A 15,652-nucleotide genomic window follows, 5' to 3' on the forward strand; every position below is an offset into this window, starting at 1 on the left:
GATTGCCTGCCCCCCAGCGCGACAGGCAAGGCAGTCAGCGGAGAATTTCGATCACGTTGCCGGCGATATCGTTGAAGAAAAATCCCTGAGCCTTGCCGCTGCCGACTTCCAGGATGATGGCTATTCCGGCGAGCTTAAGCCGGCTGCGTATCCGGTCGTAGTCTTCCGACCGGAAGCATATGTGCTTGTGGCCCAGGGTCTGCAGGTCGCGCCGGGGGTCTCGTCGATCATCGGCCATCGGCTGCGGTGACGGCACTTCGAACAGTTCGATGCGCAACGGACCGCGCACCAGGAACATTGCCTGGATATCACCGGGTAGCGCGAAGCGGCTTTCGATTCCGAAGCCCAGCAGATCGGCATACCACGTCGCCGCAGCCTCGATATCGGGAACCGAAACAGCATGATGATGGAAGGACAGATCCTCGCCGTGCGTCATGCCGCGGTCCAGCCGCCGTCGATGATCATGTGCGTGCCGGTCATCAACGCCGACGCATCGGACGCCAGGAACAAGGCCGCGCCCATCAGATCGCTGACCTGGCCCAGCCGGCCGAGCTGGATCTTGGCCAGCACACTCGCCAGAAACGCCTCGTCCTCGAAATAGGGCCTGGTGAGCGCGGTCTCGATGAACGTCGGGCACAAGGTGTTCGATCGGATGCCGTGCCGCGCCAGATCGAGCGCCATCGCCTTGCTCATTCCTTCGAGCCCCCATTTCGAGGCGCAGTACAAAGATCGCTCCGGCCCGCCGACATGTCCCATCTGGCTCGATATGTGGATCAGGCTGCCGGACGTCTGCGTCTCGATCATCCGCCGCGCGCAGGCCTGGGCGACGAAGAACGCTGCCTTGAGGTTGAGGTCGAGCACCGCGTCAAATTCCGCTTCCTCGACATCCCACATCGCCATCGGACGGTTGGTCCCGGCGTTGTTGACGAGGATGTGGAACGGTTCGTGGCTAGCGAAGAAGGCGCGGACGCTGGCGATATCGGAGACGTCGAGCGTGACCGCACGTGCGTTCGGCCCGATCTGCGCGGCTGCCGCCTCGATCTCTGCGCTCGATCGCGCCACCAGCGTCACCTCGGCGCCCGCTGCGGCAAACGCCGCCGCGCAGCCCAGCCCGATTCCGCGCCCGGCGCCGGTGACGATCGCGCGGCGTCCGTCGAGGCGCAGGCTCGGCGTGACCGGCAGGGGCTGGGGCAGCGGCTCGGGCAGGGGGGCGCTCAAGCGGCGGTCTCGGGCGTGGGCTCGGCCTGGCCGGCATAGGCGACCTCGCGCTGGCCATAGCGGCGCACGCGCAGGTTCGCCTGCTCGCCATGCCCGGCAAAGCCCTCCAGCGCGCACAGCCGGCTGCAATATTCGCCGATCAGCGCCGAGGCCGCATCGCTTGTCACGCGCTGATAGGTGCAGGTCTTGAGGAACTTGCCCACCCAAAGCCCGCCGGTATAGCGCGCCGCCTTGCGCGTGGGCAGCGTGTGGTTGGTGCCGATCACCTTGTCGCCGAAGCTGACATTGGTGCGCGCGCCCAGGAACAGCGCGCCGTAGTTGGTCATGTGCTTGAGGAAATACTCCGGATCGGCGGTCATCACCTGGACGTGCTCGGATGCGATGTCGTCGGCGATGGCCACCATCTCGTCATAGCTGTCGGCGACGATCACCTCGCCATAATCTTCCCACGCTTTGCGGGCCACCTCGGCGGTGGGCAGGATCTTCAGCAGCCGTTCGATCTCGGCGATCGTCGCCTGCGCGAAGGCATTGCTGTTGGTCAGCAATACACCCGGGCTGTCGGGGCCGTGTTCGACCTGACCCAGGATGTCGGTGGCGGCCATCTCGGGGTCGCAGCCATGTTCGTCGGCGATGATCAGCGTCTCGGTGGGGCCAGCGAACAGGTCGATCCCGACCCGGCCGAAAAGCTGGCGCTTGGCTTCGGCGACAAAGGCGTTGCCAGGTCCGACGAGCATGTCGACCGGATCGATCGTCTGCGTGCCGATCGCCATCGCGCCGATCGCCTGGATGCCGCCCAGCGCATAGATCGCATCGGCGCCCGCCATCGCCTGCGCCGCGACGATCGCGCGCGCCGGCTTGCCCTGGAACGGCGGCGCGCAGGTGACGACCCGCGCGACACCGGCCACCTTGGCGGTGATCACCGACATATGCGCCGATGCGAGCAGCGGGTATTTGCCGCCCGGAACATAGCAGCCTGCCGAATTGATCGGGATGTTCTTGTGGCCGAGCACGACGCCGGGCATCGTTTCCACCTCGACATCGGTCATGCTGGCGCGCTGGACCTCGGCAAAATTGCGGACCTGCGCCTGCGCGAACTCGATGTCCTTGCGCTCCTGCGGGCTGAGGCTGTCGACGCAGGCTTCGATCTCGGCCTGGCTCAGCCGGTAGTCGTCGCGGTCCCAGCCGTCGAACTTGATCGACATCTCGCGCACTGCGGCATCGCCGCGCGCCTCGATATCGGCCAGCGCCGCCTCGACGATGTTGCGGACGTTGCGGTCGCCCTGTGCCCTGTCGGCCTGGGCCGCGCCGCGCTTGAGCCAGATGGCCATCAGCGTGTCTCCTCATGTTGGGATTGGATGGCGGTGAGATGCGCCAGCGCGTCTGCGCAACCGATGACCTCGCCGATTTTCGCTTGGATATCGAACAGGTTGGCCTGCTGGACGTGGGCATCGCGGTCGCCGCTCGCCTCCTTAACCACGAACGGCGCGAACCCGTGGCACAACGCGTCGAGCGCGGTGGCGCGGACGCAGCCCGAGGTCGAATAGCCGGTGATCAGCAGTGTATCGATCCCGGCAGCCACCAGCATCCCGGCAAGCGGGGTGCCGAAAAACGCCGAGGGATATTGCTTCGAGACGACGATTTCGCTGGGCAGCGGCTGCAGCGTATCGGGGAATGCGCCCAGCGGCGATCCGCGCTCGAACGCCTTGAGCGCGGGCACCTTGCGGTAGAACATGCCGCCGCTGAAGCCGCCGGGTTCGTAGACGACGTTGGTGAAGATCACGGGGATGCGCGCGGCGCGGGCAGCGGCGAGCAGCCGTTCGTTGGCCGCGAGCTCGGCCTCGACGCCCGCGTACAGCGGCGAATCCTTGGCGAGATAGGCCATCACGACATCGACGATCAGCAGGGCAGGGCGCGACCCGAAGGCCAGCGAACCGCCGAAACCGGCAGCCGAATAGTCATCGTCGCGGCTTTGTTCAGCCATCATAGTGCGTTCCCAGTTCGGCCAGCGCGGCAGCGCCGGTCAGGCGGTTCATGTCGGCCAGCGTCGCCAGCGTGTCGGACATCGCGCGGGTCGAGCGCTCTGCGCGCAGAGTCGCCAGCCAGCCCGGCGCCTGACGGACGAAGCCGTGCATCAGCAGCAGCGGATGCAGCGCGATTGCAAAGCCCAGCCGCTCGAGCTCGGCGCCGTCATCGGTGGGGCTGACCCCGCCCTCGACCAGATTGTGGATCAGCGGCACGCGCGCCGCAAACCGGTTCGCGACGCGGGCAAGCTCGTCGGAGCTGCGCGGGCCTTCGACGAAGATTGCATCGGCGCCGGCTTCGAGAAACGCCTCGGCGCGATCGAGCGCAGCCTCGATCCCTTCGCACGCCACCGCATCGGTGCGCGCGAACACGAGCATGTCGTGCCGCGCATCGAGCGCCGCCTTCACCCGGCCGACCGCCTCGGCGAGCGGGACCACGGTCTTGCCCGCCATATGGCCGCAGCGCTTGGGAAAGCCCTGGTCCTCGATCTGGATCGCGCTGGCCCCGGCGCGCTCGAAGCCGCGCACCGTGCGCTGCAGGTTGATGGCGTTGCCATAGCCCGTGTCGCCATCGACGATCAGCGGCAGTGCGATGCGGTCGCGGATCTGCATCACCGTATCGGTCGTCTCGCTGGCGGTGATCAGCCCCATGTCGGGGCGCCCCAGCCTGGCCATCGACAGCCCGCCGCCGGTCAGGAAGGCGGCATCGAAGCCCGCCTGCTCGATCAGCAGCGCGCTCAGCCCGTCCCAGCAGCCCGGAACGCTGACCAGCGTCCTCGTGCCGTCCGCCCCCGGCGAGAGCAACGCCGACAGAGCGCTGACATGGCCTGCGGTCATCCCAACTGGCCGGGGATATGCGATTCGTGGTTGGCGAGGTACCAGTCGGCGATCTCCTCGCGCGTCGCCCACCAGACGCCCGGGAGCGACTTGGCGTGGGTGATGAACTCGCGCAGCGCCCGCACCCGGTGCGCGCGGCCCGAGACGTGCGGATGCAGCCCGACATTCATGATCCGTCCGGTCACCGCGCCTTCCTCGTACAGCACGTCGAGCTCTTCGATCAGCGCGTCGCGGAACTGGTCAGTGGTGAAATTCTTGCGGGTGATGAAGGTGAAGTCGTTGATTTCGTTCGAGTAAGGGGTCGATACGATCGGGCCGTGCGGGGTCTTGAGCAGATATGGCTGATCGTCGTTCATGATGTCGCAGTAGAAGGTGCAGCCATATTCGGCGAGGATGTCGGCGGTCTGCAGCGTGCCGCGCAGCGAGGAGCTGAGCCATCCCTTGGCCTTGCGCCCGGTGAACTTTTCGAACTGCTCTAGCGAGCGCAGGATCACGTCGCGCTCCCTGGCGGGCTCGTGCGCGAAGTTGCTGAGCAGCTCGCCCTGTTCCCAGTTGTGCGCCAGCAGCTCCCAGCCGCGCTCGAGCACCGCATCGGTCATCGCCTTGCGCCGCTCGAAGGTAACCGCGTTGGTGGTGCAGCTGGCGGGGACGCCGAGTTGGTCGAACAGCTCCATCAGCCGCCAAATGCCGACCCGCTGGCCATACTCGCGCCAGCTGTAGTTGGGAAAATCGGGCGTGTTGCCCGGCAGGATATCGGGCAGGATCGCTGGGCCACCGGCATAATAGGGCTTGTCGGTGTCCTTGGTGAGGTCCCAGGTCTCCAGGTTGAACGTCAGGATCAGCGCGACGCGCGCGCCATTGGGCCAGCGCAGCGGCTTGCGGTGGGGCAGCGGCACATAATTATATTCCATCGATCGTCTCCGGTGATGCGGATTTGGGGGCATGTCCCCCTGAAGCAGCGCGCGGGGCAAACCTCAACACGGCGTTTGTTCGCCAGGCGGTTACATGTCGGTCCGCGCGTCGAGGTCCGCCTCGATGCTCTTTGCGCACTTCTGCAGTGGCGGCAGCAGATCCTTGGTCGCGTTGGCGACGGCCACGGCCGCAGCGAAAAACGCCACGCTCAATGTCGCTTCGATCTTGCCGCCGCGCATCAGCGGTACGGCGATCGAGGAGGTCTTGCCAGGATTGCGGGTGAACTGGTTGTAGCTGCGTGCAGAATAACCGTTCTTTCTGACCGTCGCCAGCAGGCCGCCATGGGTCAGCAGCTGCAGCATATGGCGCGTATCATCATCGGCATCCGGCGATATGTGGCCCAGGATGGTGTTGCGCTCGCCCTCGTCGCAAAAAGCGAGATAGGCGATGCCCGAGGCGCACTCGAGGATCGGCATGGCAAAGCCGGGATGGTATTCGTTGAAGGTCAGCGAGGTCAGCGAATGGGTCGAATCGCGCAGCACCATCGTGCTTCCGACATGGGTCGAGATCGTGACGGGCCAGCCGATGTCGCGGGTGAGCTGGGCGATATGCGGCCGCGCGAGCTGGAGCAGAACGCTATGGCCGGTAAAGCCGTGCGAGAGGCTCTGCACCATCGCGGTGGGCCGGTAGCGCTTGCGGCCGCGTTCGCGTTCGACGAGCTGTTCGTATACCAGTGTCTGCACGATCCGGCAGGCGGTGGGATAGGGCACCTTGGAAGCCTGGGCGATCTCCATCATGTTGAGCGATCCGCCGCGGTTGATCGCCTGCAGCACCGCGATTGCTCGGCTGATCGATCGTATCGGGATGCCGCGATCGAGCGCGTCGGCGCTGCTGGAAGCATCCTCGTCGTCGGCCGGAATTACGGCCGCGCCAGACCTGTCGGAGCCGTTTTTCAATCGCCTGTCGGTCAACGGTATGATGGTGGTTGCGGCCATTTGCGATTCCTTGAAGCTGTACGGTGCACAATAGCGCATGCGGGAATGGGTTCAATGTTGATACAATATCGATGGCTTCCGGCGGTGATCGCCAGCGTCGCGCTGGCCGTTCCCGTAGCCGTAGTCGGCACCCAGCCGATAACGACCGCGGCGGATGCCGGGCAGGTGCCCGATCCAGCCGCGACGCTGGTCAGTATCGATCCAGTCCGCGTCGGGAAGGACAGCGGCCAGCCGATGGATATCCGCATCACCGCGCCGATCCAGGGCGAGCATCTGAGCGTGGTCGTGCTGTCGCATGGCAACCAGCTGTCGCGGACCGACTACGCGCCGCTGGTGCGGCATCTGGCCGCGCACGGCTATGTCGTGGTCCAGCCCGATCACCCGGACGCGTCGGTCGATGGCCTGATGCCACCCGGCGAACAGCCTGCCGACACATGGCTGATCCGCGTCCGCCAACTGGCGTGGCTCGCACAGAACATCGGTGCCATCGTCGATGCGACGCCGCTGCTCGAGGGGCGGATCGATGTGACGCGCATGGCGGTCATCGGTCACAGCTTTGGCGGCCACAGCGCTGCGCTGGTGATGGGGGCGGGGTCCGGGGCGCAGCGCCAGCGGTTCGATGTGCCTGCCTATCGCGCGGCGATCCTGCTGGCGCCGCCTGGCAATTTCGATGGCCTCACCGATGCCTGGAAGCAGCGCGCGCCGTATCTGGCGATGGACTGGAGCACGATGCGCGGGCCTGTCCTGACGGTGAACGGAAGCGCCGACATGACCCCGCTGACCGACCAGGGCGCTGCCTGGCATGACGATGTCTGGAAACAGGCGCCGCGCGGGCGCGTGATGTGCCTGATGACGGTGGCGGGGGCAGGCCATTATCTGGGCGGGATCGACAGCTTCCTGCGCGCGCCGCAGGGCGATGCCACTGTCGAGCGCCGCACGCGGGTGTTCGGCGTGGTGACCGCCTTTCTCGATGCGGCATTGTCGCCTGCGCGCGGAGCGGACTTCAAGCCACAAGGCGACGATCTCGAGTGCAAATAGGTTGCAGTGCCGGTCAGCCGGCGCGCAGCGCGGTCAGGACGTTGTCGATCAGCAGCTGGCGCCGCCCTGCCAACCGCTCGCGCATCGCGTCATCGGGCGCGTAAGCGTCGATCCGCGCGACATCGATGCCCTGCTCGGCCAGCACCGCCTCAAGCACCGCCTGCCGGTCGGTGAGTACCCATATCTCGCGCGTCAGCGCCAGGATTGCCTCACCGAGGTCATCGATCCGGTCGTCGGTCAGGATCCGGCGCTCGGCCGTGGTGTCGCGTCCGCCGGTCATGCGGGCTTCCTGCCATAGATGATGTAGGGGTCGCGCCCCGGATGGGGCTGATAGCCACGCACATCGACAAAGCCCGCCGCGCGCGCCAGCGGCTGGAGGTCGAGCTTGGCAGTGGCGCGCCAGAACGGTTCGCCACCCCATTTGGCGGTCCAGTCGAAGCGCCATGCGGTCAGCCTGTCGAGGCTGTCGGTGCGCGCGATATCGGCCATCACCATATCGCCGCCCGGCTCGAGCACCCGGAAAGCTTCGGCGAAAATGGCCGCGATGGCCTTGGGCGGCATCTCGTGATGGATGGCATAAGCGGTGACCAGATCGAAGCTGCCATCGGCGAACATCGGCAGGTCCTCGCCGATGCCGACATGCAGGTCCCAGGCATGGCCGTTCTCGTTGCCCACGCGCTGTGCCTGTTCGAGCATGCGCACCGACGGATCGATGCCGGTGATCTTTGCTGCGGGAAACACTTCGGCGATCGCGACCGTGTGATGACCCGACGATGCGCCGATATCGAGGATGCGCGCATAATTATCGCGCGGCAGTTCGCGCAGGATCAGCCTGCGGTTGCCATAGATATCGCCGGGAAATATCTGCGATACGTATTTCTTGTGGACCAGCTCGCCATGGATGAAGCCGTTATAGTCGCTCGCGTCCCAGCCGCCGCGCGTGCGGTGGAACCAGATTTCAGACCAGTATTTCGGCGCATCGAAGCTGTGCCGGGTCAGCGTCGTGCCGCCCTCAGCCAATTGCTCGAGCTGCGGCGCAAGCTCGGCGCGGACCTCCTCGAACGCTTGCTCTGCGGCACGACCATGCTGCTTGGCACACCATTCGCCCAGCAGCGCGCGCGCCTGATACACGGGAGAACCGGTGAGCGCCGTGTCGATCACGCGGTGGCGCTCGTCCATATCGTCAGGCAAAGTGTCGCTGTTGATCCCTGCCGCCGCCAGGTCGAGCTCGATCCGCTGCTGCAAGCGGGTTGCCGTCTGGCGGGCCGCGACCTCGAAATCCATCAGAGACCTGCCGCGCTGCTTGAGTTCGAACTGCATAATTGATCGTCCTTTCGAGCCGCAAGGATGCTCCCTATCGGCTATAGCACAAATCTCCGCAGCGAAATTTCTCGCACTGCGATCATGACGTTGCATTGGCGTTCTGTGTGGCGCGCCACTGTGACAGTTTTGCGATCGACCGAGGGCGAGGGTCAAGGGAGCGATGTCGGCAAAATGCCGATGCGAAGATATAGGGCGGATCGATCGATGAAGACATTTCTGTTTACAACGGCGTTGGCGAGCGGCGTCATCCTTGCAGCGCCGGCTCAGGCGCAGGCCATGGACGCAGCGCCTGGAGATGATATCCAGAGCGACGCGACGGCCACTGCGCCCGGCGGCAACGAAATCATCGTGACCGCGCGCCGGCGCTCTGAATCGCTGCAGTCGATTCCGGCGGCTGTCAGCGCCGTGACGCAGGAAACGCTGACGCGCGCAGGCGCAAGCGACCTGGCGGACGTCGCGCGCCTTACGCCTGGGCTCACGTTCAACGCTGGCAACGGCGGCGGTCTGGCCGCACCGACCTTGCGCGGCGTGACCAACATCACGATCACCACCTTCGACAACAACGTCGGCGTGTTCCTTGATGGCGTGTATCTTTCGGCCAAGTCGAACCTCGATATCGACCTGTTCAATCTGGCGCGGGTCGAGGTGATCAAGGGGCCGCAGAGCGCGCTCTATGGCAACAACGCCTTTGCAGGGGCGGTGAACTACGTTCTCGACACCCCGACCAACTATCTGAGCGGCCGCGCGCGGGCGACCGTCGGCACCGATGGGCTGCGCGAGATTTCGGGCAAGATCTCGCTGCCGATCAGCGACTCGCTGAGCGTGATGGCGGTGGGCACCTATTCGCACTTTGGCGGAACGATCAAGAACGTGAGCGGACCGAAGCTGGGCGGCTGGGACCACAAATGGTCGGGATCGGGCATGGTCGACTTCCACCCCGAGGGCGCCTTCAGCGCGTCGCTGTTCTATTATCACTATGAAGACAAGCTCGATGGCGGAGCGAACTTCATGTTCACCAACAACTGCGGCGGCACGATCGCACCGATCATTCCCGTCAACCGGGGCGGCAGCAACCGGCGGTTCGCCTGCGGCACCCTCCAATCCCCCGACGCGGTAAACGTCGATGCGGCGTCGTTCTCCGAGCGCCAGTCTGACATCGCGATCGGCAAGATGGCGCTCGAACTGGGCAATGTCACGCTGCGCGCCACGGGATCCTATGCCAAGTACGATACCTTCGTGTTGCAGGATCAGGTGCTCAACAGCCTGGGCGGCGCTGTCGCGACCTCCGCGCGGCGCTTCACGCGTCCCTTCGTCGGTCCGGTCCGCGAATGGTCGGGCGAACTGCGGCTGGAATCCTATGGCAACAGCGTGTTCGACTGGGCGTTCGGCGGCTATTATTATGATCGTGACGCCAGCCAGATCACGGTTGTGGGCCTCGGCCCGACGCAGACCGCGCGCTCGCTCGATCTCGACAACAACGAAAACACGGTGATGAAGTCGGTGTTCGCGCTGGCGACCGTCAAGCTCACCCCCGAACTCGAGATCGAAGGCCAGGGGCGTTATACCTGGGAAGACAAGGATTCGATTCTCGTCAACAATCTCACCGGGTTGGTCCTCGCCCCGGAAGCGAAGTTTTCCTACGGCACCTACCGGGTCACCGCGAACTGGAAATGGGCGAGCGACAAGCTGCTGTACGGCGTGATCGCCAGCGGCACCAAGTCGGGCGGGTTCAACAACACCTCGGTTGTGACCGAGCAGGCGTTCGGACCCGAAAAGAACACGACCTTCGAAATCGGCAGCAAGAACGCGTTTCTCGATGGCCGGGTATCGATCAACGCCAGCGCCTATTACATCGACTGGACCGAACTTCAGCTGTCCGTGCCGTCCTCGGTTGCGGGCCAGACCAACCCCGTCACCAACATCGGGTCGGCTTCGGTCAAGGGCTTCGAAGTGTCGATGGCGCTCAAGCCGTCTTCGGTCTGGGACATCGATTTCGGCTATAGCTACACCGATCCCAAATGGGACGAGGGCACCGTCGACTTCAGCGCGTCGCGCATCTGCCCGACGGCGGCAGCTTGCAACCTGAGTGGGTTGAACGGCGGCATCGATATCGGCGGGTTCCAGATCCCGCGCACCTCGCGTCATCAGTTCGCCGGATCGACCACCTATACTATCCCGCTGCAGGACGACACGTCGATCTATCTGCGCGCCGATGTCTCCTACCGGTCGGAACAGCCCACCAACGCCATCGCGTTGCAGGAGGTGCCGGTCCAGACACTGGTCAACGCGCGGATCGGATGGCTTAGCGAAAAGTTCGAAGTCTCGCTCTTTGCGCGCAACCTGTTCGACAAGCAGTATATCCTCTCGTCGATCAACGAGCCGGAATTCTTCCCCTCGACGACGTTCACGACCGGCTTTGTCGGCAACGGACGGATCATCGGTATCAGCCTAGAGGGCCGTTACTGATTGCACTAAAGGCTTGGTGTCGCCGCATGTCGCGGCGGCACAGCCATTCTTGACAGGGTCATAGAACACATGGGCAGCACGGCGATCGCAGCAGACAGCAAGACGACCGCATACGATCCGCACACCCCGGGCTTCGGCCTGTGCTTGACCTATGGTTTCGGCACCATAGCGATCGCGGTGCTGCTCCATACGGTGACGACTTACTTTCCTGCGCTGATGACCACGGTGCTGGGACAATCTCCGGCGCTTGCCGGGCTGCTGCTGACGCTGTCCAAACTCTACGACATCGTGGTCGACCTGTTCGTCGGCAACCGGATCGACCGCACCGAGGCCCGCATGAAAACGCGTCGCCGGACGATGCTCGCAGGTTCGGTGCTGGGCGCGGTCAGCTTCTTCCTGCTGTTCAGCCCGCCGGACATCGATGGCCCCTGGTTGATCATCGTCCTGTCGGCAATGCTGCTGCTCTATTCGACCGGCTATTCGCTGTTCGCGGTGCCCTATGTCGCGATGGGGCCGGATATCGCGCGCAGTTATGACGGCCGTACCCGGCTCATGGCGTTTCGCACCTTCTTCAGCGCGATCGGCCAGATGGGCGCGCTGGCGGGCGCTGCTTGGCTGGTCGAGATGGGCAATGGCGGGCTCGAAGGCTACCGGCTGATGGGGGCCGTGCTCGCGGTGGTGATCTTCGCCACCCAGCTTTCGGCCTGGGCGGGAACGCGGGTCGTTCCCGAGCCCGTTCCGCATCCGCCGTCCGAGCGGATCGGCTTCATGGCCACCGCGCGGCAGCTGCTGCGCAATCGCCCCGCCGTGATGCTGCTCAGCGCGAAGCTGCTGCAGTACATCTCGCTCGCGGTGAACATCAGCTCTGGCCTGCTGTTCAAGCTCAACGTCCTGCAGATCGGCTATGAAGGCCAGGCCCAGCTGTCGATCGCGCAGAATATCGCGATGGGCGTGTGTACGCCCTTGTGGCTGATGGCGGGCAAGCGCTTCGGCAAGAAGAACTGCTATCTCGCGTCGATCGCGCTCTATGGCATCGTCATGCTGAGCTGGCTGCTCGAGGACAACAGCATCACCATGTTCGGTCTGCTGTCGCGCGGTGTGCTGCAGGGAATTGGCGCGGGCGGGATGATCCTGATGAGCCTCGCGATGCTGCCCGACGTGATGCAGCACGACATGAAGGTCAACGGCGTTCGCCGCGACGGCGTCTATTCGAGCGTCTATGCGGTGTTCGAAAAGACCGGCTTCGCGCTCGGGGCGGCGTTGATCGGCACCTATCTTTCGCTCGCCGGTTATCAGGCGACGACCGGCGGCGCGCTGGTCCAGCAGAGCCAGTCGGCGATCGATGCGCTGTATTTCGGCAATGCAATCGCACCGGCACTGCTGCTCGCCGTGAGCTTTCTGATCATGCTGTTCTATCCGCTCGGCAAGGCGAATATCGACGAGCAGGGCAAGCCTGCATGAAGACAGGGGCTGCCACCTTGCTGCTGTCCTTCTGGGCGCTGGCCTGTGCAGCGGTGGACCCGGCACCGGTGTCGCCGGCCCCCGATTATGCCGAAGCCGCGACCTGGGCCGCGCGCGACAGCGGTTCGGCAAAGCCCGCCGATGTGTTCTACATCCACCCGACCACGTTCAGGTCGCATGAGTGGAACCAGCAGATGGCCGACGACACAGCGCGCGCCTGGACCGATCTGAGCGTGCGCGACCGCCAGCTCGATGCGTTCGCATCGTGCTGCGCCCGGTTCATGCCCTATTACCGGCAGGCGTCGAGCCGCGCCTTTGCCGAGCGCAACGGTGACGGCGCGAAAGCCTATGCTTTTGCCTATGCCGACGTCCGCCGCGCGTTCAGGCACTATCTCGAACACGACAATCACGGCCGTCCGTTCATTCTCGCCGGGCACAGCCAGGGCGCGCTGCACGGCCTGCAGCTGCTGCGCGAGGAGATCGCGGGCACGTCGGCAGAGAGTCTCCTCGTCGCGGCCTATCTGCCTGGCCTTGGGATTCCCGCAGGCAGCCTGCCACCCGGCATCAAGGTGTGCGTGCGCCCGGACAGCACTGGGTGTGTGGCCAGCTGGAACAGTTTTGCCGAGGGCACCGATGCTGCGGCCTATATTGCGCGCTCGGTGCAGGATTACGGCACCCCCGGGCGTGACGAGCGGGTGATCTGCACCAATCCGCTGACGTTCGACGTCAGCCGCCCTGACGCGGAGATGCAGGCTTCGCAAGGCGCGCGGCCGGGATCGCCGCAGCCGGGCCCTGTGCCCGCGCTGGAGCCGGGCAAGGTGGCCGCCGAATGCCAAGGCGGGGTCCTGATGGTGAACGCCGACCCATCACTCAAGATCGACCGGCTGCCCGGCGGCGTGCTGCATATGGCGGATATCGCGATGTTCTGGCGCGACATTTCAAACAACGCATCGCTTCGGGTTGCGGCGTGGATGAGGACCCGCAAATGACCAACACTCCCACGATCGCCCGGCGCACGTTTCTCGCCGGCTCTGCGCTGGCTGCCGCCTATTCGGGCCCAGGGCTCGCCATGGCTGCGCCGACGGCGTTCGAGCCGCCATGGACCGGCGGTGGCACCGTCGTGCGTGCGGGCGGCGTCATTTCGTATCGCACCATCGGCCCCGACACCGCCGAGCCTGTCGTCTTGCTGCACAAGGTTGGCGCGTGGCTCGCCGACTGGCGCGAGGTCGCGCCGCTGCTGGCGGCCCGCTACCGGGTGGTCGCGATCGATCTGCCGGGCCATGGCGAATCGGTGATGTGCGGACCGCCGCCGCATGTGCAGACGATATCGGAATCCGCCGCGATCGTGCTCGCGGTGCTGTCCGAACTTCAGGTCGAACGTTTCGTGGTGGCGGGCAATTCATTGGGCGGGGTGATAGGAGTGCAGATGGCCGCGCGCTGGCCCGAACGCGTGCGCGCGCTGATCCTCGCCAGCGTCAGCCTTTACGAGGGCCAGACCCGCGCCGAACTCGACATGGTCGAGCAGGACCGCGATCCGCAGGTGTGGACCGAGGACTGGCGGCCCTTGCCCCGGACGATGGAGCAGGTCGCCCGGTTCGGGACGGTCAACCCCGCCATCGAGACCGAGCAGAACGCCAGCCGCGCGCGCGCCGACCGCTGGGTGCGGCCATCCGAACGCGGCGTCGCGCTCACCGATACCGCATCGACGCTCAAGGCGACCAAACAGCCGGTGCAGCTGATCTATGCCGATCGCGGCTATTACACCAAGTACATCGCGATCGGCCGCGAGGCCCGGCCCGATGCGACGATCGTCGAGCTGGCCGAGGCCGGATCGTTCGTCCATCAGGAAAAACCCGCCGAAACCGCCGCTGCCATGCTGGCATTTCTGGACCGCCTGGCATGAGTGCGCGCACGCCATTTCCGCACCGTCCGATCGAGGGGATGAGCGCGGGCGAGGACATGCTGCTGGGCATGGTCATGGCGTTGACCGCCCAGCTTGCCGCAACGCGCGAGCGGCTCGACACGCTCGAGCGGGTGCTGGCGCAAAACGGCCTGCCCGGTGCGGACGCCATCGAGGCGTTCACGCCCGATGACGACGCCGATCGGTCGCGCGATGCGCTCCGCCAGCGGCTGATCGCGCGCGTTTTCAATCCGCTGCATCAGTCGGTCGAGAGCGGCTTTGCAGGCAAGGAGCCATCGCGGCAATGACGATCCAGGGACATGGCATGATGGCGCAGGCCAATCATGACGAGCAGGCCGAACAGCTCTTCGTGCGCGATCTCAAAGGGTATATTTCGGGCGACTGCGAGCGGATGATCGCTGATGCAACCGAGTCGGTCGATCCGTCACCCGGCACCAATGACGCGGCCGCCGAAGCGCTCGCCGGGCTTGGCCGCGTGCCTGGTTTCCGGCATTGGCTGTCCGCGCGGCGGCAAGCGCAGAACCTGCTGTGGGACGTGGTCGGCGCCTGCGTTGATCGGCAGCTGCCCGAACTGTCCGAGAAGGCCGAACAGCTGTCCGGCACCGGATCGGTGGAGACTGGCGCGGGTTATCGCGCGCCGCCTCATCTGGCCGAAACCGATGTTCATCTGATGCCCGGCGGCTATGACGAAGACGACGGCAGCGTGCGGCAGGGCGCGCTGATGGACCGCGGCGGCGCGGTGTACATGCTCGGGCGCAACGGCGGATTTCTCAACGACCGGCGCGGGCACACCGCCGCTGCGCATTTGCTGCACCGGTTTCCCGATTTCGCGCCTGCCAGACTGCTCGAACTGGGCTGCGGCATCGGCTCGAGCCTCGTTCCGATGGCGGGCTATTTCCCGGACGCCGAGGCGCACGGCATCGATGTCGGGCCCGGGGTGCTCGAATATGCCCGCGCCCGCGCGGCCAGCCTGGGCGTCGCGCTCGACCTGCGCTGCGATGACGCTGTGGCGACCTCGTATCCGCACGAAAGCTTCGACCTGGTGTTCTCGTGCGTCGTGATTCACGAACTGGCGCCCGGATCGATTCCGGCGATGCTGGCCGAATGCCACCGGCTGCTGCGTCCCGGCGGGGTCGTGCTGCATCTCGAGGTGCCGCAGCGCTATGACGAATTGGGGATGTGGACCAAGATCCGCGCCGAGATCGAGGCGCGCTACAACAACGAGCCCAACTGGGTTGCAGCCACCAGCGCGGACTATGACACCCTGCTGCGCGCGGCAGGCTTCCGCGATGTCATGACCGGGTATCAGGACGCCACCGACCGTGCCGAACGCGGCAACGCGGGCTTCGGCGCCGCATCCAAGGGCGTTTTCCGCTCGTGGGCGGTGATGTCGGCAATCAAGTGAGGTTCGGTGCCCTCGCACTGCTGGCGGTCGCGCTTGCGTTACCGGCAACATCGAA

Annotated in this window: 16 protein-coding genes; 7 read left to right on the forward strand and 9 right to left on the reverse strand. The window is 65.4% G+C overall.

Annotated elements, in window-relative coordinates; all coding sequences use genetic code 11:
• Positions 1 to 34 precede the first annotated feature (34 nt).
• From ACK4R0_RS02245 to ACK4R0_RS02275, 7 genes are all read right to left on the reverse strand, one after another.
• Positions 35 to 436: a VOC family protein gene (locus ACK4R0_RS02245; protein ID WP_409669569.1), complete on the reverse strand. Its 402-nt coding sequence runs from the start codon at positions 434 to 436 to the stop codon at positions 35 to 37.
• Positions 433 to 1,218, reverse strand: a complete 786-nt coding sequence (locus ACK4R0_RS02250; RefSeq protein ID WP_409669572.1) for an SDR family NAD(P)-dependent oxidoreductase — start codon at positions 1,216 to 1,218, stop codon at positions 433 to 435. Before ACK4R0_RS02250 ends, ACK4R0_RS02245 begins: the two co-directional genes overlap by 4 nt.
• Positions 1,215 to 2,546 carry a histidinol dehydrogenase gene (gene hisD, locus ACK4R0_RS02255; protein WP_409669575.1) on the reverse strand — a complete coding sequence of 444 codons (1,332 nt, stop codon included), beginning with the start codon at positions 2,544 to 2,546 and terminating at the stop codon, positions 1,215 to 1,217. Before hisD ends, ACK4R0_RS02250 begins: the two co-directional genes overlap by 4 nt.
• Positions 2,546 to 3,202 carry an isochorismatase family protein gene (locus ACK4R0_RS02260; protein WP_409669578.1) on the reverse strand — a complete coding sequence of 219 codons (657 nt, stop codon included), beginning with the start codon at positions 3,200 to 3,202 and terminating at the stop codon, positions 2,546 to 2,548. The genes hisD and ACK4R0_RS02260 overlap by 1 nt, the downstream gene beginning before the upstream one ends.
• On the reverse strand, positions 3,192 to 4,076 hold the full coding sequence (locus ACK4R0_RS02265) for an oxaloacetate decarboxylase (protein ID WP_409669581.1): 885 nt from the start codon (positions 4,074 to 4,076) through the stop codon (positions 3,192 to 3,194). The genes ACK4R0_RS02260 and ACK4R0_RS02265 overlap by 11 nt, the downstream gene beginning before the upstream one ends.
• The gene (locus ACK4R0_RS02270; RefSeq protein WP_409669584.1) at positions 4,073 to 4,987 is read right to left on the reverse strand and encodes a polysaccharide deacetylase; all 915 of its coding nucleotides are present in this window, start codon (positions 4,985 to 4,987) and stop codon (positions 4,073 to 4,075) included. Before ACK4R0_RS02270 ends, ACK4R0_RS02265 begins: the two co-directional genes overlap by 4 nt.
• Before the next feature lie 90 nt (positions 4,988 to 5,077).
• Entirely contained in the window at positions 5,078 to 5,983 is a 906-nt protein-coding gene (locus ACK4R0_RS02275; RefSeq protein ID WP_409669586.1) for a helix-turn-helix domain-containing protein, read from the reverse strand.
• 54 nt (positions 5,984 to 6,037) lie between these two features.
• Between ACK4R0_RS02275 and ACK4R0_RS02280 the strand changes: the two genes are divergently transcribed.
• Positions 6,038 to 7,021 carry an alpha/beta hydrolase family protein gene (locus ACK4R0_RS02280; protein ID WP_409669589.1) on the forward strand — a complete coding sequence of 328 codons (984 nt, stop codon included), beginning with the start codon at positions 6,038 to 6,040 and terminating at the stop codon, positions 7,019 to 7,021.
• Between the two features lie 13 nt (positions 7,022 to 7,034).
• On the opposite strand, the gene ACK4R0_RS02285 is transcribed toward ACK4R0_RS02280, so the two are convergent.
• The gene (locus ACK4R0_RS02285) at positions 7,035 to 7,301 is read right to left on the reverse strand and encodes a hypothetical protein (RefSeq protein ID WP_409669592.1); all 267 of its coding nucleotides are present in this window, start codon (positions 7,299 to 7,301) and stop codon (positions 7,035 to 7,037) included.
• A complete protein-coding gene (locus ACK4R0_RS02290) occupies positions 7,298 to 8,341 on the reverse strand; it encodes a class I SAM-dependent methyltransferase (RefSeq protein WP_409669595.1) in 1,044 nt (347 codons plus the stop codon). Before ACK4R0_RS02290 ends, ACK4R0_RS02285 begins: the two co-directional genes overlap by 4 nt.
• 207 nt (positions 8,342 to 8,548) lie before the next feature.
• On the opposite strand from ACK4R0_RS02290, the gene ACK4R0_RS02295 reads away from it, so the two are divergent.
• The 6 genes from ACK4R0_RS02295 (at position 8,549) to ACK4R0_RS02320 (ending at position 15,597) form a co-directional block, all read left to right on the forward strand.
• Complete coding sequence (locus tag ACK4R0_RS02295) at positions 8,549 to 10,810, forward strand: TonB-dependent receptor (RefSeq protein WP_409669598.1); 2,262 nt, start codon at positions 8,549 to 8,551, stop codon at positions 10,808 to 10,810.
• A gap of 69 nt (positions 10,811 to 10,879) precedes the next feature.
• Positions 10,880 to 12,271, forward strand: a complete 1,392-nt coding sequence (locus tag ACK4R0_RS02300) for an MFS transporter (RefSeq protein WP_409669601.1) — start codon at positions 10,880 to 10,882, stop codon at positions 12,269 to 12,271.
• The gene (locus ACK4R0_RS02305) at positions 12,268 to 13,260 is read left to right on the forward strand and encodes a DUF3089 domain-containing protein (RefSeq protein ID WP_409669604.1); all 993 of its coding nucleotides are present in this window, start codon (positions 12,268 to 12,270) and stop codon (positions 13,258 to 13,260) included. Before ACK4R0_RS02300 ends, ACK4R0_RS02305 begins: the two co-directional genes overlap by 4 nt.
• Positions 13,257 to 14,174 carry an alpha/beta fold hydrolase gene (locus tag ACK4R0_RS02310; protein WP_409669607.1) on the forward strand — a complete coding sequence of 306 codons (918 nt, stop codon included), beginning with the start codon at positions 13,257 to 13,259 and terminating at the stop codon, positions 14,172 to 14,174. The genes ACK4R0_RS02305 and ACK4R0_RS02310 overlap by 4 nt, the downstream gene beginning before the upstream one ends.
• A complete protein-coding gene (locus ACK4R0_RS02315; RefSeq protein ID WP_409669610.1) occupies positions 14,171 to 14,479 on the forward strand; it encodes a hypothetical protein in 309 nt (102 codons plus the stop codon). The genes ACK4R0_RS02310 and ACK4R0_RS02315 overlap by 4 nt, the downstream gene beginning before the upstream one ends.
• Positions 14,476 to 15,597, forward strand: a complete 1,122-nt coding sequence (locus tag ACK4R0_RS02320; protein WP_409669613.1) for a class I SAM-dependent methyltransferase — start codon at positions 14,476 to 14,478, stop codon at positions 15,595 to 15,597. Before ACK4R0_RS02315 ends, ACK4R0_RS02320 begins: the two co-directional genes overlap by 4 nt.
• Positions 15,598 to 15,652 lie beyond the last annotated feature (55 nt).

This window comes from Blastomonas sp. (assembly GCF_046294995.1).
Taxonomy (GTDB): Bacteria; Pseudomonadota; Alphaproteobacteria; order Sphingomonadales; family Sphingomonadaceae; genus Blastomonas.